Here is a 20956-nt window from a genome sequence, read left to right as displayed (position 1 = left end):
CCTGGCTCGCCGGCGTGCACGCGGCGATTGAAGCCTCGCCACCCGCCCGATCGCATCGGCCTGCACGGCTACTGCGCGAGCTGCGCCGCGCCCCCGTCGCCGACCGCTGCCTCCCCGTGCCGCTCGCCGCAGGCGAATGTCTCTGAGAGCCGGCACGGCGCCGTCAGTCCGGCCGCCGGTCGTACTGCCGGCTCAGGGTGACGACCTCATCCACCTGATACGGCTCCACCGGCGCAACCGACGTCCGTCGCTCCGGTTTCCGGCGCGGCAGCGCAGCACGGTGGCCGTCGCGGAGCACCGCCGTAACGCCTGTGGAGTTCGACGAGGCGGCGATTACGGTATGCGCTCGGACGCCGGCAGGGCCAGCAGCGCATTTGTCGGCCACCAGGAGCAGCCCGTATGGGCGCAGCACCTTCCGCGCCTCGGCGTACCAGTCCCACAGGCGCTGCTCTGGCAGGTAGTGCACGGTCATGATGGCCAGCACCAGGTCGAACGGGCCACCAGCGAGCGACATCCAGTCCGGTGAGGCGATGTCGGCGCAGACCGTGCGGGTACCAGTGGGCAGGGCGGCGTCGGCCAGTGCCAGCAGCACCGGATCGACGTCGAGCACGGTGACCTGCACGTCGGACCAGCGGGCGAGGATGGCGTCGGCGGTGGTGCCCGGTCCGCCACCGACATCGAGCGCTGTGGCGGCCGGCCGAGCAGCGCGTCGACCGCGTCCAGCCCAGCCGTGACGAGATCCTTCCGGCCCGGCTGGTAGTGGCGCATCATGGCTTCCCAGTCGCGCCGCCACCGGGTGACGTTCTGCGGGGCGAGGATCGTCGGCATCATCAGACCGGCACCGTGGTCGGTTCTGGACGATCGTGGTCGTGCAGGTCGCCGAGGTCCCATTCGGGAAACGGGTCGGGCAGTGCCCGCCAGGCGTCCTCCCCGACGGTGATCTCGGCGTCGTCGAGCAGGCAGCCGGCGAGCGCCGCGCGCAGGCCGTCGGCGTCAAGGCCCACTCCGATGAGAACGAGTTCCTGCTGCCGGTCGCCGAAGACGGGATGCCAGCGGGACTCCAGTTCGGTCCGCTCGTCCGGGTCGTCTGGCCATTCCCCGGACACCGCGACCGGTACGCCGACCGGGTCACACCGTCCCGATGGGCCGGCCTGGGACCACAGGGCCTGCACGTCCGGGCGGCTGGCCAGCCACAGGAACCCCTTGGAGCGCACCACCCCGAAGGCGTCCAGGCCGCCGGCCAGCAGGTCCCACAGCCGCTGCGGGTGGAACGGCCGGTGGTCGCGAAACACGATGCTGGAGATGCCGTACTCCTCGGTCTCCGGCACATGCTCGCCGTTGAGCTCCGCCACCCAGCCCGGCGCGGTTTCCGCGCGGTCGAGGTCGAACCGGCCCGTGTTCAGAATCTCCACCGGCGGCACCCGGCCGTGCGTCGCCCGGATCTGCCGGGCGGCCGGGTTGAGCCGGGTCAGCAGCGCCTCCACCACCGCCAGGTCGTCCGGGTCAACCAGGTCGGTCTTGTTGACCACCAGGACATCGGCGAACTCGATCTGGTCGACCAGCAGGTCGGCGATGCTCCGGTCGTCACCCTCGTACGCGGCCAGCCCGCGCTGTTCGAGGGTCTCCCCCGCCTCGATACGGGCCAGCAGCCCGGCGGCGTCCACCACGGTGACGGTGGTGTCCAGCCGGGCGAGGTCGTCGAGCACCTGCCCGTCCTCGACGCCGAAGGCGAACGTGGCGGCCACTGGCATCGGTTCGGAGATGCCGCTGGACTCGATCAGCAGGTAGTCGAACCGGCCTTGTCGGGCCAGCCGCGCGACCTCGTCGAGCAGGTCGTCGCGCAGGGTGCAGCAGATGCAGCCGTTGGTCAACTCCACCAGCCGCTCCTCGGTCCGCGACAATGCCCCACCGTCACGGACGAGCGAGGCGTCGATGTTGACCTCGCTCATGTCGTTGACGATCACTGCGACCCGCAGCCCGTCCCGATTGGCCAGGACGTGGTTGAGCAGGCTGGTCTTGCCGGCCCCGAGGAAGCCGGAGAGCACGGTCACCGGCAGGCGCCCGGTCACGGTTGGTCCACAACCTGACGTCCCTTGTAGAGCCCGCAGTGCGCGCAGGCCCGGTGCGGTACCACCATCTCCTTGCGCGGACACGGGCACGGGGTGAGCTGCGGCACCTGGGCCTTCCACCGCGCCCGCCGGTGCCGGGTGTTCGATCTCGACGTCTTCCGCTTCGGTACGGCCACAGCAGGTCTCCTTCAGTTGTCGGACCGGGCCTGACAGGACCCGCAAACGATAACGGTTTTCGTTAAAGTCCTCGACGGCGGGTCCCCGGGCTCCATGAGTTCCTCCACCGGCCCTGGCTCCATCCCGAGGCATGCGACACCAGGCCCTCGGCCGGCGCAGCCGCCCCGCCGCCGCCCGCCCGGGCAGCCCGGCGGCCGGCAGCGGCGACCTACGCGCTGGCACTGATCGGATCTTCCTCACCCGCACCCACTGGCTGGCGCAACTGTCCGCCGCCGGGTCACCGGCGTGCTGGACCTGCCGCACCCCGACGATCCGCTGAGTGCCTTCGGTCAGCACGTCTTCCTGGCGGCCCGGTTAGCCGCCGGTGCTCTGCCGCCACCGGCCGTCGCGGTCCCGCTGCCTCACCCGGCACGTACGGCACGCACCACACCCATGGGGCCAACCTCGGCGCGCAGCTCCGCCTCGGCCAACTCGGCCCTCAGGTCGTGCTCCGACAGTACGTGCCAGAGATAGTCGACGGTGTGTTCCCGCAGCACTACGCCGGCGTCGAGCACTCGGTAGCTCATCCGCCAGGTGACCGTGTGGGCCCCGACCGGCTCGGCGGCGCCACCGCCCTCATAGGTGTACCGGCCGATGCGCACCGCGCCGAAGGTGGTGAACCCGACCACCGCCAGCTCGGCCGGCGGCTGGAGGTTGACCACCAGGGGCGCGCCGGGTGCCAGGCGCGCGGCGACCCGGTGCCAGAATTCGCGCCGTTCCTGCGGGGGCAGGTGTCCGATCATGTTGGCCGCGAGCACCGCGCCGAGCCGCTCGGGTAGCGGCGCGCCGAGTGCGTCGTCGGCCAGCACGGTGACCCGATCGCGCAGGTCCGCGTCGGCGGCGACGCGGGACAGCAGCACCGCGCGCAGGACCGGCGACGGCTCCACGGCCAGCACCGTCGCGGCGGGGCAGGCGTCAGCCAGTATCTGCGTACCGAGGCCGGTGCCGGCGCCGACGTCGAGCACCGGCCCGTGCTCGGGATCGACACCGCGCAGTGCTGCCCGCACCGGATCGCGGAGCACCTGCCACGCCGGTCCACTCAGGACGTCGATGAACTCCCCGGAGACTTCGTACCCATCTTTCATGCCTGCCAGGTTAGTGGAAACCGTTCTCATTTTCGACTAGGCTGCCGGGGTGACACGCCGGCCATCACCGCTGGAGGCTGCGACGCCCATAACATTCACCCCGACCGCCGCCCCCACCGAGCACGACCAGACCACCGTGCTGGCCGGCATCTTGGCCAAACTGCTCGGCATCGCCCCCGACGCGCTGGCCCCGTACGTCAGCTTCCTGCGTCTGGGCGGCGATTCCCTGCTGGCCGTACGGATGTCCGCGCTGGTGCGCCGGCGCCTCGGCGTGCAGCTCGCCCTGTCCGACGTACGCGTCGACACCACGCTCACCGAACTGGCCGCCCTGGTCGCCAGCCGCGCCGCCGGCACCATGATCGGCGACCGGCCCCTGCCCGTAGACCTGCGTCGCCGCGCCGACCCGGCAGCGCCGTTCCCGCTGCTTCCGCTGCAGCAGGGCTACTTCGTCGGCCAGCAGGACGGCTGGGAGCTGTCCTACGACTCCGCGCACTACTACCTGGACCTCGCCCTGACCGACGTCGACCCCGACGAGGCGCCGGAGGCGCTGCGCGACGCGCTGCAGCGCCTGGCCGCCCACCAGCCCACCCTGCGGGCCCGGGTCACGCCGGCAGGCCACCAGCACGTGCTGCCACTCGAGCATCCCGGCGCGGTTCCGCCGCTGCACGTGCTCGACCTGCGTGGCGACCCGGACCCCGACGCTCGTCTGGCGCTCACCCTCGTCAGCCAGGCCACCGTCGACGGCGTACGCGCCGCCGTCTGGCTCGAACTGGGCCTGTTTCGCGCCGGCCTACCCGTCCCACTTCGCTGACAACCCCTTGGCCGACTGCCACGCCAATAGCTCCGCAACGAGGATGAACGGCCTCGTCGCAGTCCTCGGCCTGGCGGGGCGTCCATGGGCATATCTGTGGCTCGAACGCCCCGACGGCCTCCGGCGCGCCCTACTCGTACGGGTCCTTGGGTGGCGCGATCTTCTGCCAGGTGTCCACCTCCAGGTACGGGATGTCGAACCCATTGACGGGGTCCTTGGCAGTCCGCGGAACCCACCGGCCGACGACCTGCACCCAACTGTCGGCGGGCAGACGGGGCACATCGCCACTGAGGCCGATCTTGACGGGTATGCCGTCGGCAGCGCAGCAACCGAGGATGATGCGGGCAAGCATGGGCTGCCCGTCCGGCCCGGGAGCGATGAAGCCGGTCAGCTGAACCTGTCGGCAACGCAGCGTTTTGCCCGCTTCCCGCCGTCATCCAGGCCCGCCGTGACGAACTCGCCGGCGATCCGCCCCAACCGGACGTGATCGGCATCAGACGTCAGCCCAACCCCACGAGCCGCTTCCAGATCCGATTTCCATCCGAACCGGCACACCCGTGAGCACTGTGGGCCGTTGAGCCCCTGCACCGGTCGGGCAACCGGGGCTGGGCCCGAGCACCAGCTGTCGCCATACGAGGCCACGCTTACCCCGCCACCGGCCACTGTGGCGTCAGGCTGAAGAGCGAGCCAACGCTCCTGATCGCCCGACTGCTGTGCGTCCTGTCCGCCTCCCGCCGGGCAGCTTTCGTGTGGACGGATGAAACTTTGTATTCCGTGAGCAGAACTATCGACTGGGCGTGGTCGGAGGACTTACGCTCCGAGCCAAACGACCATCGATGCGAGGGATGCCATGTCCCGTCGAACCGGAAGACCCTCCTACCTCCTGGCCTCACCTGCCCGACAGCGACCCACGACAAAGACGGGCGCGGGCGCTGCCGCAGCGGCATTGGCTGTGGGCCTGGTCGGCGGACTGATCGGATTCGCCGTGGGCCAGCCAAGCCCGACCGAAGCAGACATTGCCCAGATGCGCGAAGCCAACGCCAAGCGCGACGTCCAGCAGATCATCGAACTCACCGAGATGGCCCGCGAAACAGCCGACCAGCTCTCGCCAATCGTTCTCGCCATCAAGCAGGACACGGACGCCGGACGGACGCCCGAGGCATCTCAGGTCCACCAGTGGCAGCAGACCATGCGCCAGCTAACCGAACAGTTCGACGACGCACCGTCGGGCATGACCGCAACCAACGTGGCCCGTGGCGGCCTCAGAAGCGCGGTGGATCAGGGCGCCATCGCGGTCGACTGTGTCGCCTTGGCCGTCACCAGCCCCGCCCCCGTACGTAAGAACCAGTTGGCGCTGGCGGCGCGGCAATCGGCCCTCGCGTCGGTCACATGGTCGATTGCCGCGGCCCAGCTTGACCAGATCAATATCGATGCCGGCCGGGGCCACCAACACGTCTACCTAAACGCTGGCGATGCGGAGGGTGCTTTCACGCCAGATAGCGCCGCCGAAGGCTCCGGCGGCTGAGACGGATCGCCGCCCTGGTCATCGCCGCCCGGCTTCAGCGCGTGGCGCCGAGAGCCCTGATCTTCGATGTGTGCACGAGTGCTACACGGTGCCCTCATCGGGAGCCACCACGATGGTGAGCTCCCGTGACCTCGCACGGATACTCGGGTCGACGTCCAGCACGTAACGCTCGCGTCCGGCCACCGCCGGAGCACCGTCTCGGCGGTGGTGCCCGGTCCCCTGCCGACGTCGAGCACCCGTCGGAAAGCATGCCCCCAGGTCTCCGCAGCGGTGAGGCCGGCGGCGAGAAGGTCGTCGCAGCCGGGCTGGTCATGGCGCATCATGGCTTACCAGTCGCGCCGCCACCGGGCGACGTCGTCCAGGGTGAGGGCGGCCGCCATCGTCACACCGGATGGTCGTGACCGTTTACGGCCGCGGCGGCCGGGCGGATGGCTGGTTCTGCCTCGCCGGTGGGCCGTTGGATTCGCATGCGGCGTTTGGTGAGCAGTCCATGGCGTGGGGCGAACAACCAGGCGGCGAGGAAGACGACGGTGGCGACCAGGACGATGGTGCCGCCGACCGGTGTGTCGTAGCTCCACGACAGGTACAGCCCGACGAGCGCGGACGTGCCGCCGATCGTCGGGGCGAGCAGCATCATCACGCCGAGTCGGTCGGTGAGCAGGCGGGCTGCCGCGGCGGGGGTGATCAGTAGGGCCAGGACGAGGATGTTGCCGATGGTCTGCAGGGAGATCACCACGGCCAGGGTCACCAGGACGTAGAGGACGATGTCGAGCCAGAAGACCGGCAGGCCCATCGAGCGGGCCATCTCCCGGTCCAGGCAGACCGCGACGAACTCCTTGTGCAGCGCGAACACCAGACCGAGGATGACCAGGCCGGTGAAGCCCACCAGGTAGAGGTCGCGGTCCGGGATGCCGGTGATCGAGCCGAACAGGAACTGTTGCAGTGAGCCGGCATAGCCGGGCGCCTGCGAGATGATCACGATGCCGAGGGCGAACGTGGCGACCAGGAAGACGCCGATCAGGGAGTCCTCCTTGACCCGCCGGTTCTGCGAGAAGATCGCGATCAGCAGGGCGGTCGCCACGCCGGCGACGGCGCCGCCGAGCACCAGGCTGCCCTGCAGGACGAAGGCGACGGCGAGGCCGGGGAAGACGGCGTGCGCGACGGCGTCGCCGATGAAGGCCATGCCGCGCAGCACGACGTAGCAGCCGACCACGCCGCAGACGATGCTGGACATGACCGCGATCGCCAGGGCTTTGGGCAGGAACGCGAGGTCGGGGTTGAGCAGGTCGGTGAGGAAGTCGGTGATGGACACTAGTCGGCCTTTACGAGTTTGAGGAGCGGGGAGGTCTCGCTGACGCCGAAGGTGCGCATCCACACCTCGACGTCCTGCAGGTCCTCGGGGCGCCCGTCGGCGATGACCTGGCCGTTGAGCAGGACCAGCCGGGTGCAGGATTCCATCGCGGCAACCAGGTCGTGGGTGGTCATCAGGACCGCATGCCCCTCCCGGGCGAGGCTGGCGAACAGGTCGCCCAGCAGTTCCTGGGTGGGCATGTCCAGCCCGGTGAACGGCTCGTCGAGCAGCAGGATGCTCGGCGCCGACGCGAGGGCCCGCGCGACCAGGACGCGTTGCCGCTGCCCGCCGGAGAGTTCCGCGACGGGCCGGCCGCGCAGCGCGGACAACTGCACCCGTTCCAACGCGTCGCCGACCGCCCGCCAGTCGGCCACACCAGGCCGGCGGAGCAGCCCGATCCGACCGGTCCGGCCGCTCAGCACGGCCTGCTCGACGGAGATCGGGAAGTCCCAGGTGAACTCGTGGCGCTGCGGGACGTAGCCGATCGCCGAGCGTCCGGGCCGGGACGGTTTGCCCTCCACCAGCACCCGGCCGCCCCTGGTGCGGATCAGCGCCAGGATGGCGCGCAGCAGGGTGGTCTTCCCGGCACCGTTGGGGCCGAGTAGCCCCACCAGTTCCCCGCGGTCGAGGTGCAGTCGCACGCCGCGCAGTACCGGCCGGCCGCCGAGGTCCACGTCCAGGTGTTCGATGTCCAGTGCTCTCATGGCTGGCCCTCCGACGGCGACGTGCTGCGCTCCCGTTCGGCCCGGCGTTTCGCGTCGCGCCCCCGCAGCAGTACCAGGACCAGGCCAGCAGTGAGCAGGAACGCGGCACCTGCCAGCACGACGACCAGCGAAAACGGGGAGGTGGCGGCGCGCGGGCCGGCGGCGTCGCGGGATCCACCGGCCGCCGCCTCGCCAGCCGGTATGGGGCTACGGTCCATCGCAGCCGCGAAGGCTTCGTCGGTGCTGGTCGCGTCGCCGACCGCGAAGCGCAGCGTCTGGGTGGCGGAGACCTTCTCGCCGCTGATCAGGTCGGCCGACACCTGCACGGTGACCAGGTAGACGCCGGGAGTGGAGAAGACCCAGTTGGCGTGGGTGTGGGTGTTGACCTCGACCCAGAACGGCTGGGCCGCCGGCTCGGCGGAGCGCCACAACACCTGCGGCGCGGCGAAGTTGCCCGCCTGGAGGAACGTGGTCAGCGTGCCCGGTCCGCGTACGCCGACCAGGCTCAGCGTGGCGCCGCGGTTGATGGTCCGCATCACCTGGGGGTCTTGGGTGTTCCAGCCGATCCAGACCACGTCCTGGTTCTGCACCTGCGGCACCACATGGACCCGCTTGCCCGCGTCGATTCCGAGGAAGGCGTATGCGGGGTCGTCGGGAACGGCCTGCAGCGCGGCGTCGGAGACGCGTAGCACGGTTTCGTCGGGGCTGCGCCACACCGGTTGCTGCTGTGTGCCGTCGTGGAGGAGCAGTGTCCACCGGCCGTCGACGTAGCGGGGTCCGATGTCTACGTGTCCGGCGTCGAGCACGGCCCGGCCGGTGGCGATGGGCTGGTCCGCCGCGATCGACTGACTCGGGCCGGGCGCCGGCTGTCCGGCCACGGCGGGCGTCTGCGTCGCCAGCACCGCGACCACGGTCAGGGCTACCCATCGGCTGATCGCCGTCGCCGCTCGCGCCGCGCGCGAACGCGTCCGTCCTGCCGTCACTTGTTCCTCCCTCGGGCCGCTCCGGTCAGGCAATCGCGCAGTGACCGGGCGTTGGACCGCATCATGTCCACGTAGTTGGTGACGTGCTTGTCGAAGGTGTCGCCGTAGATCGGGCAGACCCGCAGCCGCTCCTCCCGGGCCACCTCGGTCAGGGTGGTGGAGCGGGCCGCCAGGTTCGGCTCCAGGAACACAGCGGGAATGTCGAGGTTGCGGATCGTCTCGGTGAGCCGGCGCCGGTCGGCGAGGCTGGGCTCGGTGGCCGGGTTCGGGGTGACGAAGCCGGAGATCTGGACCCCGTACGCCTGACCCAGATAGCCGAACGCGTCGTGCGTGGTGACCAGGTGCCGCCGCGAGGGCGGTATCTGGGCGACCAGGTCCCGGACGTAGCCGTCCAGCCGTTCAAGTTCGGCGATGTAGGCGGCGGCGTTGGCCCGGTACGTCGCCGCGCCCCGCGGATCCACCCCGAGGAGCGTGTCCCGGATCAGCTCCACGTACGAGATAGCGTTGCGGACGTTCTGCCACAGGTGCGGGTCGATCTCCCCGTGCACGTGCTTGCCGAGCACGGCCTGCGGCAACTGGTACACCCGCGTGCCGGGCCGGCCAACGAACCGGAACTTTCGGTCGCTGGGCACCTCCAGCAGCGCCTTGTTCGGCACCTCGATCACCGTGCGGGCCGGGTCGTACACCCGCTGGTTGGCCTCGCCGCTGCCCTCCGGATCCGCGAACAGGTACAGCCGCCCCTCATCGATGTCCGCGGTGAGATCGGCGTGCCCGGAGTTCAGCACCTCCGCGCCCGACATGCCCGGCACCGAGTGCGGATCCACCCCGACCGCGAAGGTGAACGTCTGCTCGCCGAGCGGGACCGGTGCTGCCTGCGGGGTGACCGCGAGCTGTGCCCGCATGGTCAGCCGGTAGCTGCCCGGCTTGGTGAACGCCCAGCTCATGTGGGTGTGCGCATCCGGCGGCAGGCGGGCGGTGTCGTCCCGGTAGCCGTTGGCGGGGTCGAACCCGTCGGCGGAGTCGACGTAGAACAACGGATTGCCGAACGACTCCGTCAGGTAGGCGACCAGGCTGCCCGGTCCCTCCACCCCGGTGGCGCTGAGCAGCACGTCGGAGGAGCGGTTCGCACCCTGCGCCGCCCCGGTGCCACGCACGCGCATGCCCAGCCAGATGGTGTCCAGCGACGCGTCCTCGACCAGCGGGATGATCTCCGCCGCGTACTTCACCGCTCCCTCGGCCAGCGAGATGTTCGGCACGCCGTCGCGCAGGTTCGCGTCCAACGCCTTGATGACGGCCTGTTCCTCCAACAGCAGGTAGTTGCTGAACGCGACGTCGGCGTACACGACGTTGCGCACGTCTCGCAGCGACGGTTCGTAGCTGTGCGGATCGGCTCCGTCCGGTACCAGTGAGCTGACCCGTACCCGGTCGCCGCCGACCCGGCTCGCCAGGTCCCGCAGGATCCCCGTGGTCGTGATGACCTGGACCCGCTGGTCGTGTGCGCTCAACGCCACCTCGGCGCGGCAACCAGTCAGGACCCCGATGAGCAGCGGCAACACCAGAAGCCGCCGCCACGGGCTGGCCGTGCTCCTGTCCCCCATGGCTAGCGGGTGGGCTCGGCGGGAGCCGCCGCCGCGTCGCGACGACGAGCGGCGAGCCGCAGCAGCGCTCCGGTCAGCACGAGCAGGAGCCCGCCAGCCACGACAGGAATGACCCAGGATTCTCCGGTACGGGGCAACCGGCCGGTGCCGCCGGAATCGCCGTTGCCGGGCTTGCCGGCACCGCCGGTTCCGGATCCGCCGCTGAAGCCGGAGTTCGGGTTGGTGTTGTCGCCCACCGCGATGGTCAGCGTCTTGCTGTCGGTGACCGTTCGGCCGGCGGTGGTCGTAGCGCTCATCTGCACGGCAAGCCGGTACAGGCCGGGCTTGCTGAAGGCCCAGTTGCCGTGCGCGTGCGTGTTCGGCGGGATGGGCAGCCGCTGCGGCAGGCTCTTGGCCGAGTCGAACAGGACGTTGGCGTTGCCGAACGATCCGGTCAGGAAAAGCGTGAAGCGCCCGGGACCGTCGACGCCGGCGAGAGTCCAGGTCACGTTGCCCCGGGTGCCGGTGACAACCGACTCGTGCTGGGTGTTCCAGCCCGGCCAGACGATTCCGGCCTGCTGCGCCTGCGGCAGCAACCAGATCGTGTCTCCCGGCCTGCCGAGGAAGCCCGCCCCGGCCGGCACCGTTGCCTTGGCGTTGTCCTTGACGTGCAGGACCACGTCGGCGACCTCACGCCACACCGGTGGGCTGGCCGTGTCGTCCCGGACGCGGATCGTCCAGTCGTTGCCGGACAGTTGCGGCCCCATGTCGACGTGCCCGTCAGAGATCACCCGGCGGACGCCGGTGGTCGCCGCCCTGGCAGGGGCCGCTTTCGCGGCCTCAGGCGTCGCGGGCGAGGACATCGCCGTGGGCGCGGCCGATGCGGCGCCCGGGACCGCCTTGGCGCCCGCCAGCGGGGACGCGTGCGCCTTGACCGCAGCGGCCGGGGCGGGTAGCGGTGCGGCCGGTCCCGGCCGGATGGGCGGGACACTGACCCGGTACGTCGACTCGGTGGTGACGGTCCGGCCGGTGGACAGCGTCGCCGACGCGGCGAGGGTCAGCCGGTAGTCCCCGGCCGCGTCGAACGCCCACACCATCGGAATGCGGGCCGCGGCCGGCAGTGCCACGTCCCGGGCGTCCGCGCCGAGTATCAGCCTGGGCGCGCCCAGCCCGGACAGGGTGTAGGCGGTGAAGTGTCCGGGCCCCTCCGCCGCTGTCAGCGACAGCCTCACCGCGTCCCGCTGGACCTCGCCGCGATCGACACCCGTGGTGTCGAGCGCGGGCAGGCCGGCGTCCCCGGGCGTGAGTGACCAGAGCGCCGTCCCGGGGGCACCGAGGAAGGAGAACGCCTCGTTCTGCGGTACCCGTACGGCCACGCCGCCGTCCGGGCCCAGTGTCACGTCGGCCGGGTCATGCCCGACCGCCTGCCGGGCCATCTGCCCGGCGTCGCGGATGCGCAGCGACAGGTCCCCGTCGACGACCGACAGGGACACCAGATCCGCGCCGGCGGCGTCGACCGACACCGTGGCGGCGTTCGCCGGCACGACACCTGCGGTCAGCGCCAACAGGGCTGCGGCAAATCCCGTCGCAGCGGCGCGTAAACGTGCCGTTCCCATCGTTCTCCCTCCTTGAATTCGTCATCTGTCGATGTCAGGGCCGCCTGGGTAGGCCAGCAGTCGGTCACGGCCCGGCCTGCGGCGTCGCCGTGGGCGTCGGTGCGTTGTCGGGTCCGCTCGGCGGCGGCCCTTCGCCAGTCGTCGTGATGCGCAGGGGCGATGTGGCCGGTGCTGTCGTCGCGGCGGCCTCAGCTCGGCCCTGGTCGCGCGCGGCGGCGATGGCCCGGTCCAGGTTCTCGGCCGCCCGCTGCCGACGACGGCGACGGACCGCCATGAACGCCCAGACGGCGCCGGCGACCAGTACCACCAGCAGCAGTTGGGGCCATGGCACGGCCCAGACGGTGACCCGGTGGGACGGGGTGTCCGGGGGCGGGTCGAGCACCTGTCCGTCGACGGCTGTCGGTGTGACCGCGGTGGTGACGGCCAGCCGGAACAGCGGAGGCGCCCCGGACAGCCGCACGGTGGTCCTTACCGCGCCTCCGGGCAGGATCTCCGGCAGTGCGGTGCCGGATGCGGTGCCGGCGCCCAGGCCGAGCGGCCCGGCGACGTCCATCATGGGCTGGGTACCGAGCCGGACATTCCCGGTGTTGCGAACGGTGGCTGTCGCGGTGACGTCGCCGCCGCCGAACGGGTTGAGTGAACCGTGGTGCCGTATCCGCACGTCTTCCAGGGCGAGTGCCGGCCGGAGTTCGCCGGTGACCCGAAGGTAGATGCGGGTGCCGACCCGGTGGTCGACCGCCACCCGGTTGCCCTGGGCGTCGGTCGTCGTGGCCGCGAGGGACGCCACGATGCCGCCGACGTGATCACCCGGGGTGGCGTTGGCCGGCACGGTGACGGTGAACGGGACATCCACCCGCGACGTCGATGGGATGGTCAGCGTCCGGGCGGTGAGGTTGACCCAGGAACCCACGTCGACCGGCCGTCGCACCGCGGGTAGCAGGTCGAAGCCGCCCTGCGGCGTGGTGACCGCGTCGCTGGCGTAGACGCTCAGGGTGATCGGGCGTGCGGAGTGGTTCGTCACGGCGACGTAGTCGGTCAACCTGGCACCGGGGTCCAGCTTGTACGTAAACATCGCGCGTCCGTTGGGGCCCTTCGGGCTCGACGGGCTTACTCCCCAGGTGACGGCCGTCCCTGCGACGGTGGAAGAACGGCCAGGGGGTGGCGGTGGGGGCGTCGGTGTGGTTGCCGGGGCCGGCGACGGGGCCATGCCGAGCAGGATGACGCCGACAGCGATGGCGAGAGGTGAGCGCATGATCGAGGCAGCAGGTCCGTTCGGGTCGAGATGTGGTCAGGGGCGAACCACCGGCCGTGCGGGCTGACGAACGCCGGCCGCCCGTCAGGTCCTCAAGCATTTCGTCGTCTCGGCGGCCGCGACCTTCGCCGGAGCCGCCGAGACGATGAAATGGATCTAGATGGCAGTCAGGGTCAACGTCGCGGTGTACTGCCCCGCGCCGGTTTCGGTGGGCAGTTCCAGGCTCAACCCGGCACCGAGCCGGGCCGTGCCCCGTCCGGCACCGACCGGTGCGGAGCCGAGCAGGCTGCTGGCGGCCAGGCCGTTGCCGGAGGCGAAGCCGGGCGCGACCACCGGGCCCGCCACCACACCCTGGCCGTTCGCCTGTGCCAGCACGATGGGCGCCCAGCCGAGGTACTTGCCGCCCACCCGTGCGGCCCCGGAGGCGAAGTCGCTCAACTGCCCCGCGACGTTCCAGCCGGGCGCGCCCGGTCGGGTGTCGGTCACCGTGACCGGACGCAGGTCACCGCTGCTCTGCCACCGATCACCGGCCGAGGACAAGACGACCACCGGCAGCCTCACCGTCCGGTCGTCTGGGTCCACGCTGACGACCAACGCCCCCTGTGTCCCGTCGATGGTGACCGTAATCGTTTGCGACGGCACCGGCGCGCCGGCGTCATCGACCGTCAGCGTCACCGGTCCGCTCTCCGCCGCGACGACCTCACCGTCGCGGTACAGCCGGACCAGGTACTGGCAGTCGTTTAGCCCGGAGGTGGCAGTGAACGAGTACGTCGCCGAGGCCTCGCCCGGTACCGCGGTGAACTCCGCAGTACCAGGGCACTTGCTGAACCAGCGGTAGCGGCTCAGGTCGCCGGCCGGGGTCTGGACCGCGGTCAGCGTCACCGTCGCCGCGGGCGCGTACGTCGGCTGCAGGCCCTGGATCGACAACTGCACCGGCGGATTGGGATCCGGCAGGTCACCCACCACGAACCGGTACGCCACCGGGCCGGTGGACACCTGCCGCCCGTCGGTGAGCGTGGCGTCGGCGCGGACCGTCAACGTGTAGCTTCCCAGCGCGCTGAACACCCAGTTGGCGTGGGCGTGCGTGCCGACCGGTACGTCGATCGTGTCCGGCAGCCCGTCGTCGCTGCGGAACTTCATCAGCGGCAGACCGATCGGGTCGGTCATGAACACCGAGACGCGGCCCGGTCCGGAGACGTCCACCAGGCTCAGGCTGACCTTCTCACCCCTGAACACTCCCGACGGGAGCCTGGTGGTGTTCCACCCCGGCCACAACAGGTTCGGATCCTGCGTCATCGGCAGCAGCCACACCGTCGAGCCGGCGGGCCCGAGAAACGCGTACTCCGGCATGTCCGGCACCTCGACCGCGGCCTGCGGCAGTACCTGGAACACCACGTCTCGGGGGTTTCGGCTGACCGCCGGCTTCGCGGTGTCGTCGTTGACCTTCAACGCCAACTGGCCGTCCGCGTACTGCACATCGGCCGCATCGACGTGGCCTACGGACAGCACCACGCTCTGCTGTGCCGAAGCGGGGCCGGGGACAGCCACCACCAGGCCGCCGACGAGTGCCAAGAGCGTGCCAGCGGCGGCAAGGCGGTTCAGTCTTCTCGCCCGCATTCCCCTCCTTCCAAGTTTAAAATGAAAACCGATGTCGGTTGCGGGGAAGCTAGCACGCCCCTCGACGCCGTGTCGAGATGACCGGCCCCGGCGGCACGCACACCAGACGCTCCCCATAGGACGTAGGGGTGGGCCGGCCCGTCGCCACACCCCTGCGCCGCAGAGCGGACCAGGCCATTTGACAGCCATATGGAAACGGTTATCGTTTCCATCACCTGCGACACGGTGTCACGGACGTGAGGAAGGAGTTGCATGCGAGCCAGGATGTCGGCACAAACCGCCGTCACGGCGGCGATGACCGCCGGGGTGCTGGCCTGGGCCGCACCCGCCCAGGCCAGCACCGTGGTGCTGTCCCAAGGGCACGTCGACGCGGTTGACGTCGCCTTCAAGAACGGCGCACTCAAGATCTCGGTCCACGACGAAACCATCTACCCGGACGTGGAACGCAACCCGGCCGACGTGGTGTTCGTCGTCAAGCCTGCGGCGGCCATGACCGTGCCGGACGACCCGAGGTACGGGTTCCTCGGCCCTCCCGGCGCCACCGTCCACATCCTCCCCGAGGTCCAGGACGAAAACCTGTTATGGCCGGGCCTTGCCACCGAGGAGGTGGCGGCAGGCACCTTCGGCGGCGACAGCGTCCAGATCAGGGTCACCCGGGTCATCGGTCCGGACGGGTTCAGCCTGTTCACCACCGATCCGGTCGGCGCACCGAACGTGCTCGTCGACAGCGAAGACGGCCTTCCCGATGCGATCACCAGGCCGGTTGGCAGCCACCTGCACGCCAACTGGGCGTTCGAGAAGGCCGGCACCTACCACATCAAGGTCGAAGCCACCGGGATCCTGTCCACCACCGGCAAACGGGTGACCTCAGAACCCGCGTGGCTCACCTTCCAGGTCCAGTCCTGACCCGCAACCCCAGCCCGGCCTCCGGCCGGTAGAACGGAGACATCAGTCATGAGGCTCACCAAGCGGCTGCTCGCGGTAACCGCCGCCGTCACCGCCACCGTCATCGGTCTCGCCGCCGCGCCAGCGTCCGCCGCCACCATCGAGGCCGGCCACGTCGACATCCTCGACATCGACTACGCCAACGGCGCACTCACACTCGACATCAGGACGTACAACCCCGCCAACGACGACCTCACCCCGGCGGGCACGACCCTGCGGCTGCCGTCGAGCTCCGCCATCACGGTGCCCAGCGGATCCGCCTGGAACTGCCTCGGCACGGCCGGCTCCACCGCCTACGTCGCCCCGCAGGCCGAGAACACCAACCTGCTGTGGGCCGGCTGGAACACCGAGGACGTGCCGGCGGACCAGGGACCGATCAAGATGGAACTCGTCAGCGTCTCCTCCGTCCCCGCCGGTGGCCGATTCACCCTCTACACCACCAACGCCTTCGGCACCCCCACCTACCGGCTCAACTCCAACACCGCCGCCGGCTGCCCGGTCTCCACCTGGCCCGGGGGCATCAGCGCCGGCACGCACGCCCACGGCAACTGGGCGTTCTCGGCGCTGGGCACCTACACCCTGGTGTTCAAGGCCACCACGCAAGGCGGCTCCGGAGTCGCCAGTCCCACCGTCAGCTACACCATCCAGGTCGGCTGACACCGCAACCACACCCACGGCCCCCGACCATCGGCCACAAGCCGGGCGGGGGCCGTGGGGGCAACGGACGCGATGGCACCGTCACCGGTCGCGCCCGGCGGACTCCCCAGCCGGGGTTCCTCGTGCCCGTGGGCGTGCAGGGCCGTCCAGGTCCCTACCGCGGGAACGGATCGGATAGCTCCCGCCAGCCGTGCTCGCCGAGCGCCGCGTGGAGCCGCTCGGCATCGAGGCCGACGCCGATGAAGACCAGTTCCTGGTCGCGGTCGCCGCACACCGGGTCCCGCCGCGCGAGCAGTTCCGCGCGCTCGTCGGGGTCGTCGGGCCACTCGCCGGACACGGCCACGGGAACCACGGGGTCCCACCGGCCGGGTCTTGCCGAGAACAGTGCGGTGACCATGGTCTCGGCAGGGAACGCTTGGCCGGACCCGACTCGTCCGGGCTGAGCAGCGGCTGCATCATCGGGTCAGCCTCCTCCACCAGCAACCAGCCGCCGGGCCGCAACGCCGAGGCCATGGCGGCGAGCGCCGCAGCGCGCTGGGGGACGTGCACAAGAACCAGCCGCGCGTGCACCAGGTCGAATCCGTCCCCCGGCGGTGGACCGGCGCCGCGTGGCAGCAGACCTCGTAGTCCGCGTCGCGGCCATCCACGAGACGTCAACGTCGGTGGCGAGCAGGTGCCCCGTCGGTCCGACGCGCTCGGCGAGCCAGGACCGCACGCTCGCACCTCCGCAGATAACCGCATCATCTCAACCGCTGACGCCCACGCCCAGTTCGGCCGCGAGGGGTGGTGAACGCACTGACATAGCCGGCGACAGAGCAGTCATCCCGCGTTGCGCAGCCCCGACCCGGACAAGGTTGCCGCCTACCTGCGCACCAACAACATGATCATCGTGTGTGACCACCACACCTGGACCCTCGAAGCCGAGACCGCGATCTACACGCTCCACCCGCAGGGAAGCGGCCTCGCCGCCACAGCAAAAATCCCCGCCCAACAGGACGGGGATCAGGCAAAACACGAAGAACCATCACGCTTCGTGTGGAAATAACGTGTCCGAGGCCCGAGTTGAACCCTAACTACATGGCCAGAATCGCTGCCGACCTGCAATTGTCCTGACCGTTGGACGCCCTGTCCGCAGTGTCCATTCGGTCATCGAATCGTGATTGCGTTGCAGGTCCTCCTCGTTCAGCCATCGCGCGACCGCTTGGTAGTCCGCGTCGGTGAGGCCGCGGCGTGGGTCTACGCGAGGCAGGAGCGCGGAAGCGCTGTGGTTCGCTGCTACCCACGTCCGGTCGGCGTCGGTGATCTCGTCGTCCACCCAGGCGAACCGGCGTCCTGCGGCCCACTCGACGAGGCGGCGCGTTTTCCAGTGCAGCCAACCGCCGTCGCCTTCGTCGTACGGCCAGTCGACAACCGGCAGTTGGGGCAGGCCGAGCCGTGGTGCGAGCACCTCGTTTGCCTCGGCCATCCAGGTCGTAGCCCACACGAGATCACAAGACAACGCGGCGAGCCGGCGGCCGTGTGGGCGTCGAGACATGCCAGCAGAGGGTTGGCGTCATTGCCTATCGGGCCCGCGGCGCGGCCGAAGGGCAGAAGCGTCCCGTCCACGTCGAGAAACAGCAGCGGACGATCCGTCACCGCGCGGTGCCGATCCCGTGATCGGCGAGGCGGCGTACGCCCGCGTTGCCGAAGTCCACATCCGGCCAGAATTGGTGCGCAGCCGAGTCCAGCCACTCGCGCGGCGGCTCATCGGCCCGAAAGTAGGCAATCATGCGTGGTTCCGTCAGCGTGGAGCCGTACGCACCTATCACGTCGTTCACCAATACCCGTTGTCCTTGCGGCACCATATCAGCGCTCCGAGAAGCATGATGGCGAACAGCAGTAGACCTGGGTAGCTGAACGCGAAGGCCGAGATCGCCAAAACCGAGGCAGCGACCGCAAGTCCGACCGAGTACAGGAGTTGGCGGATTCCACCGCGTGAATTTGCGACTCGGTCCAGCCACGCGCGGCGCGGAAGCAGCCACGACCGTACCCGTCGGCGTAGCCTGCGCGCACGCGACGGCTTCGGGATCTCATTGGGCTGGCGAGCGGCATATCGACGATTGCTCGACGACTGCGAACGGCGCGTCGCAGCCTCCGCGATGCACCTGGATCACACGCTGCGCCTGTGGTCGATCACCCTCGGCGCGATCGCGGTCGGCCAAATCATTCCAGACCTGCGTAACCTGCGATGCCGGCACGGCACGGATGGACGTGCCCGGTTCGCGCTCGTCCGACACCATGGGTGGCATGCCGATGACAACACCACAACCGAACTGCTCATGCAGACCGTCATCGACGACCATGTCTACCCGATGCACGCGGCCCTCCGCCGGACTGCCGGCCTCGCCCACGGCCTGATGTTGGGCAACAGCGCCTCCATGCTCGTCAGCGCCACCCGCGCCCTCAGCGGCGGCCCGTCCCATGCCTTCGTACGCCGGATCACCGCTCGCCTTCTGGACACGCCGCTGCTACGCGACGCCGCGCGACACACGGTGGACGAGGACGGAGGGCTCATCGTCGACAGCGTCACCCGCCGGAGTTGCTGCCTCTGCTATCGCCTCCCTGCCGCTCACGTCTGCGCCGATTGCCCGCTGCAGGATGCCGCCGTCACCAGAACCGTCAGGGGCAGGAGTGACACCTGCTAACTTCCAACTGCCGGACGCTCCGGCAGCTCACCGTTGGAGGGACCTTCGCGTGCCTGCAGGGCGGCGACGAGGCTCTTGCGAGCACGGGCAACGCGGGACCGGATCGTCCCGACAGGGCAGTCGCACACCAGAGCGGCCTCCGCGTAGCTGAGGCCGCTCACCTGGGTCGCAATAAAGGCCTCCCGCCGATCCTGTGGCAGGTCCCAAAGCAGCTGACGCAGCAGCACGTGGTCCTCGAGCCGTGACGAGTGTCGAGCGTGGGCCCCCTCTGCGGCGATCTGCCACTCTCCCAATCTGTGATGCGGGGCTGCGCCTTGATCGAGCGGATGTGGTCCACGACCACTCGTCGGGCGATCGCCAAAGCCACACCTTCGCCGACGAGCGAGCAGCGAACCGGGGCAGTGAGCGTATCGCCCGCAGATAGGTCTCCTGGGCGAGATCCTCCGCCTCACGGACGCCGATCAGATACGTGAGAAACCGCACCACATCGGGCCGGGTCGCCCCGATGAACGCCGTAGCGGCCACACGGTCACCAGCCTTGGCCGCTAACGCCCACGTCGTGATCTGGACGTCATCAACCTTAGTCGACAGCATGCCGAACAGACCACATATCGATATCTATAACTAGAGCTAACGCTGGATGGAGGTCATTTAGGGGTGGTACGGGCGACGGCCTGAGGTGCCGGGGCCGAGCATCGTTACATTCCATGTCTTCGGCGTCAACGCTTCACCGCCGGGGGCCCAGCCGCCGTCGACGCGCGGCCGGGCGTCCAGAACGGAGGTCAGGCCACCGCGGTGTCGGCCCCGGGCCGGCACCGCCACCCTCGGGGTCGCCTGCCCAGAGCGGATGGTGGTGACCGTCCCCTTGCGGACGAGGTCCCCCGAGGGTGGCACCGGCGGCACAACCGCCGGTCGTGTTACCAGGCCGTGTTGATCACGTACGGGGCCGGGCTCGGCACGCTGTGCCACTCCGCCACGCTGGGCGGAATCTGCTCCCAACGGGTCTCGCCCACCTCGCACTCCTGGATGGTCGGGAACCACAGCACCTCGGGCGCCTGCTCGTCAATCCGGAAGCCCAGGCCGTACAGCTGGACGTCGTGGTCGGGCAGCGGTCCGCCGACCCACGCCACCTCAGTGATCCGGCCGTAGCCGACACCCTGGCCGACCGCCCGGGTCACCCGGACCTCCCAGCCGGGCACCGGATCCGGGGTGACGAGGTGCAGGCCCTCGGGGATCTGCACCCGTACGGCTGTGGTCGGCGAGCCGGCGCACCCATGCCCGACCCGGAACTCGGTGTGGAAGAACTTGGTGCCCGCGGTGTTGGGCGTGGCCACCACGTGGGCGCTGGCGGGCACGGCGGCGACGCCGACCGCCACGGCGGCGGTCACCAGGACGACACCGGCACGTCGCATCAGTTTGATCACTCGATCCCTCCAGAGACTCACGATGCTCGTCGCCGTCAGGCAGTCCGCCCCCAGCCCAGCACCGGACTCAGTATCCTGAGGGCCCACAGCCGCGTCTTCGCTCAGATTGCTGCGTTCGGTCAGGCCAGCGGTGAACGTCGCGACCACCCCGAGTCCGCTCGCGCCCGCGAGCACCGCAGAGCTTGGAGGTGCGCCCTTCCGCCCGTGCCCGGTCCATCAGCGCCTGGATCAGGGCCGTCTTCGCCCTCGCATAGTTGCCAGGAGCGATCCCAGCAGCGGCGATCTCCCGCTTCAGCCGGGCATACCGCTCGGCGTCGCGGCGGGCGATGCGTGGGGTGGTGCCCTGGCCACGGAGCCATCTCCGCATGTCGGTGTAGTCGTATCCCTAATGGGCTCTACCAGGGTCGGCCGTTGGCAGACTCGGTGCCTGCCACGGCACG

Annotated in this window: 22 protein-coding genes and 3 pseudogenes; 7 read left to right on the top strand and 18 right to left on the bottom strand. The window is 70.1% G+C overall.

Features of this window, described 5'->3' with window-relative positions:
• Positions 1-163 precede the first annotated feature (163 nt).
• From ACNAW0_RS00820 to rpmF, 3 genes are all read right to left on the bottom strand, one after another.
• Entirely contained in the window at positions 164-622 is a 459-nt protein-coding gene (locus ACNAW0_RS00820) for a class I SAM-dependent methyltransferase (RefSeq protein ID WP_416285677.1), read from the bottom strand.
• Between the two features lie 208 nt (positions 623-830).
• Positions 831-2069 (bottom strand): GTP-binding protein, encoded by a 1239-nt coding sequence (locus ACNAW0_RS00815; RefSeq protein WP_416285676.1) that lies wholly within the window; start codon positions 2067-2069, stop codon positions 831-833.
• A complete protein-coding gene (gene rpmF, locus ACNAW0_RS00810; RefSeq protein WP_416285675.1) occupies positions 2066-2245 on the bottom strand; it encodes a 50S ribosomal protein L32 in 180 nt (59 codons plus the stop codon). Before rpmF ends, ACNAW0_RS00815 begins: the two co-directional genes overlap by 4 nt.
• Positions 2246-2376: 131 nt before the next feature.
• Here rpmF and ACNAW0_RS00805 point away from each other — a divergent pair, with 131 nt between their 5' ends.
• Entirely contained in the window at positions 2377-2565 is a 189-nt protein-coding gene (locus ACNAW0_RS00805) for a hypothetical protein (protein WP_416285674.1), read from the top strand.
• A gap of 82 nt (positions 2566-2647) precedes the next feature.
• Here the strand turns inward: ACNAW0_RS00805 and ACNAW0_RS00800 are convergent, their stop codons facing one another.
• On the bottom strand, positions 2648-3370 hold the full coding sequence (locus tag ACNAW0_RS00800) for a class I SAM-dependent methyltransferase (RefSeq protein WP_416285673.1): 723 nt from the start codon (positions 3368-3370) through the stop codon (positions 2648-2650).
• 49 nt (positions 3371-3419) lie between these two features.
• Between ACNAW0_RS00800 and ACNAW0_RS00795 the strand changes: the two genes are divergently transcribed.
• Positions 3420-4181, top strand: coding sequence for a phosphopantetheine-binding protein (locus ACNAW0_RS00795; protein ID WP_416285672.1), 762 nt, complete (start codon positions 3420-3422; stop codon positions 4179-4181).
• A gap of 130 nt (positions 4182-4311) precedes the next feature.
• Here ACNAW0_RS00795 and ACNAW0_RS00790 read toward each other — a convergent pair whose 3' ends face one another.
• A complete protein-coding gene (locus tag ACNAW0_RS00790) occupies positions 4312-4572 on the bottom strand; it encodes a hypothetical protein (protein WP_416285719.1) in 261 nt (86 codons plus the stop codon).
• 561 nt (positions 4573-5133) lie between these two features.
• Between ACNAW0_RS00790 and ACNAW0_RS00785 the strand changes: the two genes are divergently transcribed.
• The gene (locus ACNAW0_RS00785) at positions 5134-5706 is read left to right on the top strand and encodes a hypothetical protein (RefSeq protein WP_416285671.1); all 573 of its coding nucleotides are present in this window, start codon (positions 5134-5136) and stop codon (positions 5704-5706) included.
• A 382-nt stretch (positions 5707-6088) separates the two neighbouring features.
• Here the strand turns inward: ACNAW0_RS00785 and ACNAW0_RS00780 are convergent, their stop codons facing one another.
• The 7 genes from ACNAW0_RS00780 to ACNAW0_RS00750 form a co-directional block, all read right to left on the bottom strand.
• Positions 6089-7018 carry an anchored repeat-type ABC transporter permease subunit gene (locus ACNAW0_RS00780; protein WP_416285670.1) on the bottom strand — a complete coding sequence of 310 codons (930 nt, stop codon included), beginning with the start codon at positions 7016-7018 and terminating at the stop codon, positions 6089-6091.
• Complete coding sequence (locus tag ACNAW0_RS00775) at positions 7018-7761, bottom strand: anchored repeat-type ABC transporter ATP-binding subunit (RefSeq protein ID WP_416285669.1); 744 nt, start codon at positions 7759-7761, stop codon at positions 7018-7020. The genes ACNAW0_RS00780 and ACNAW0_RS00775 overlap by 1 nt, the downstream gene beginning before the upstream one ends.
• Entirely contained in the window at positions 7758-8696 is a 939-nt protein-coding gene (locus ACNAW0_RS00770) for a choice-of-anchor M domain-containing protein (RefSeq protein WP_416285718.1), read from the bottom strand. The genes ACNAW0_RS00775 and ACNAW0_RS00770 overlap by 4 nt, the downstream gene beginning before the upstream one ends.
• 44 nt (positions 8697-8740) lie before the next feature.
• On the bottom strand, positions 8741-10342 hold the full coding sequence (locus ACNAW0_RS00765; RefSeq protein ID WP_416285668.1) for an anchored repeat ABC transporter, substrate-binding protein: 1602 nt from the start codon (positions 10340-10342) through the stop codon (positions 8741-8743).
• Between the two features lie 2 nt (positions 10343-10344).
• Positions 10345-11937, bottom strand: a complete 1593-nt coding sequence (locus tag ACNAW0_RS00760) for a TIGR03773 family transporter-associated surface protein (protein WP_416285667.1) — start codon at positions 11935-11937, stop codon at positions 10345-10347.
• A 64-nt stretch (positions 11938-12001) separates the two neighbouring features.
• A complete protein-coding gene (locus tag ACNAW0_RS00755; RefSeq protein ID WP_416285666.1) occupies positions 12002-13189 on the bottom strand; it encodes a WxL protein peptidoglycan domain-containing protein in 1188 nt (395 codons plus the stop codon).
• Between the two features lie 156 nt (positions 13190-13345).
• The gene (locus ACNAW0_RS00750) at positions 13346-14806 is read right to left on the bottom strand and encodes a choice-of-anchor M domain-containing protein (protein ID WP_416285665.1); all 1461 of its coding nucleotides are present in this window, start codon (positions 14804-14806) and stop codon (positions 13346-13348) included.
• 252 nt (positions 14807-15058) lie between these two features.
• On the opposite strand from ACNAW0_RS00750, the gene ACNAW0_RS00745 reads away from it, so the two are divergent.
• Both ACNAW0_RS00745 and ACNAW0_RS00740 read left to right on the top strand, forming a co-directional pair.
• Entirely contained in the window at positions 15059-15712 is a 654-nt protein-coding gene (locus ACNAW0_RS00745) for a choice-of-anchor M domain-containing protein (RefSeq protein ID WP_416285664.1), read from the top strand.
• Between the two features lie 48 nt (positions 15713-15760).
• Entirely contained in the window at positions 15761-16408 is a 648-nt protein-coding gene (locus ACNAW0_RS00740; RefSeq protein WP_416285663.1) for a choice-of-anchor M domain-containing protein, read from the top strand.
• A 154-nt stretch (positions 16409-16562) separates the two neighbouring features.
• Here the strand turns inward: ACNAW0_RS00740 and ACNAW0_RS00735 are convergent, their stop codons facing one another.
• Entirely contained in the window at positions 16563-16805 is a 243-nt protein-coding gene (locus tag ACNAW0_RS00735; RefSeq protein WP_416285662.1) for a GTP-binding protein, read from the bottom strand.
• Positions 16806-16873: 68 nt separating this feature from the next.
• A pseudogene (locus tag ACNAW0_RS00730) lies at positions 16874-17149 on the bottom strand (methyltransferase domain-containing protein); the annotation flags it as partial.
• An 88-nt stretch (positions 17150-17237) separates the two neighbouring features.
• Between ACNAW0_RS00730 and ACNAW0_RS00725 the strand changes: the two are divergent.
• Positions 17238-17453: a hypothetical protein gene (locus ACNAW0_RS00725; RefSeq protein ID WP_416285661.1), complete on the top strand. Its 216-nt coding sequence runs from the start codon at positions 17238-17240 to the stop codon at positions 17451-17453.
• Positions 17454-17477: 24 nt separating this feature from the next.
• On the opposite strand, the pseudogene ACNAW0_RS00720 reads toward ACNAW0_RS00725, so the two are convergent.
• Both ACNAW0_RS00720 and ACNAW0_RS00715 read right to left on the bottom strand, forming a co-directional pair.
• Positions 17478-18028: pseudogene (locus tag ACNAW0_RS00720) on the bottom strand (HAD domain-containing protein).
• A gap of 11 nt (positions 18029-18039) precedes the next feature.
• Complete coding sequence (locus tag ACNAW0_RS00715) at positions 18040-18177, bottom strand: hypothetical protein (protein ID WP_416285660.1); 138 nt, start codon at positions 18175-18177, stop codon at positions 18040-18042.
• A 330-nt stretch (positions 18178-18507) separates the two neighbouring features.
• Here ACNAW0_RS00715 and ACNAW0_RS00710 point away from each other — a divergent pair, with 330 nt between their 5' ends.
• Positions 18508-19092 (top strand): (2Fe-2S)-binding protein, encoded by a 585-nt coding sequence (locus ACNAW0_RS00710; protein ID WP_416285659.1) that lies wholly within the window; start codon positions 18508-18510, stop codon positions 19090-19092.
• On the opposite strand, the pseudogene ACNAW0_RS00705 reads toward ACNAW0_RS00710, so the two are convergent.
• Together ACNAW0_RS00705 and ACNAW0_RS00700 are read right to left on the bottom strand one after the other, a co-directional pair.
• Positions 19089-19686, bottom strand: a pseudogene (locus tag ACNAW0_RS00705) (sigma-70 family RNA polymerase sigma factor). The gene ACNAW0_RS00710 and the pseudogene ACNAW0_RS00705 sit on opposite strands and share 4 nt — an antisense overlap.
• A gap of 323 nt (positions 19687-20009) precedes the next feature.
• The gene (locus tag ACNAW0_RS00700; protein WP_416285658.1) at positions 20010-20516 is read right to left on the bottom strand and encodes a DUF1775 domain-containing protein; all 507 of its coding nucleotides are present in this window, start codon (positions 20514-20516) and stop codon (positions 20010-20012) included.
• Positions 20517-20956: the final 440 nt, after the last annotated feature.

This window comes from Micromonospora sp. SL1-18, from assembly GCF_047921505.1.
In the GTDB taxonomy this organism is placed as follows: domain Bacteria; phylum Actinomycetota; class Actinomycetes; order Mycobacteriales; family Micromonosporaceae; genus Micromonospora.
This window is presented reverse-complemented; position numbering and strand designations above follow the sequence as displayed.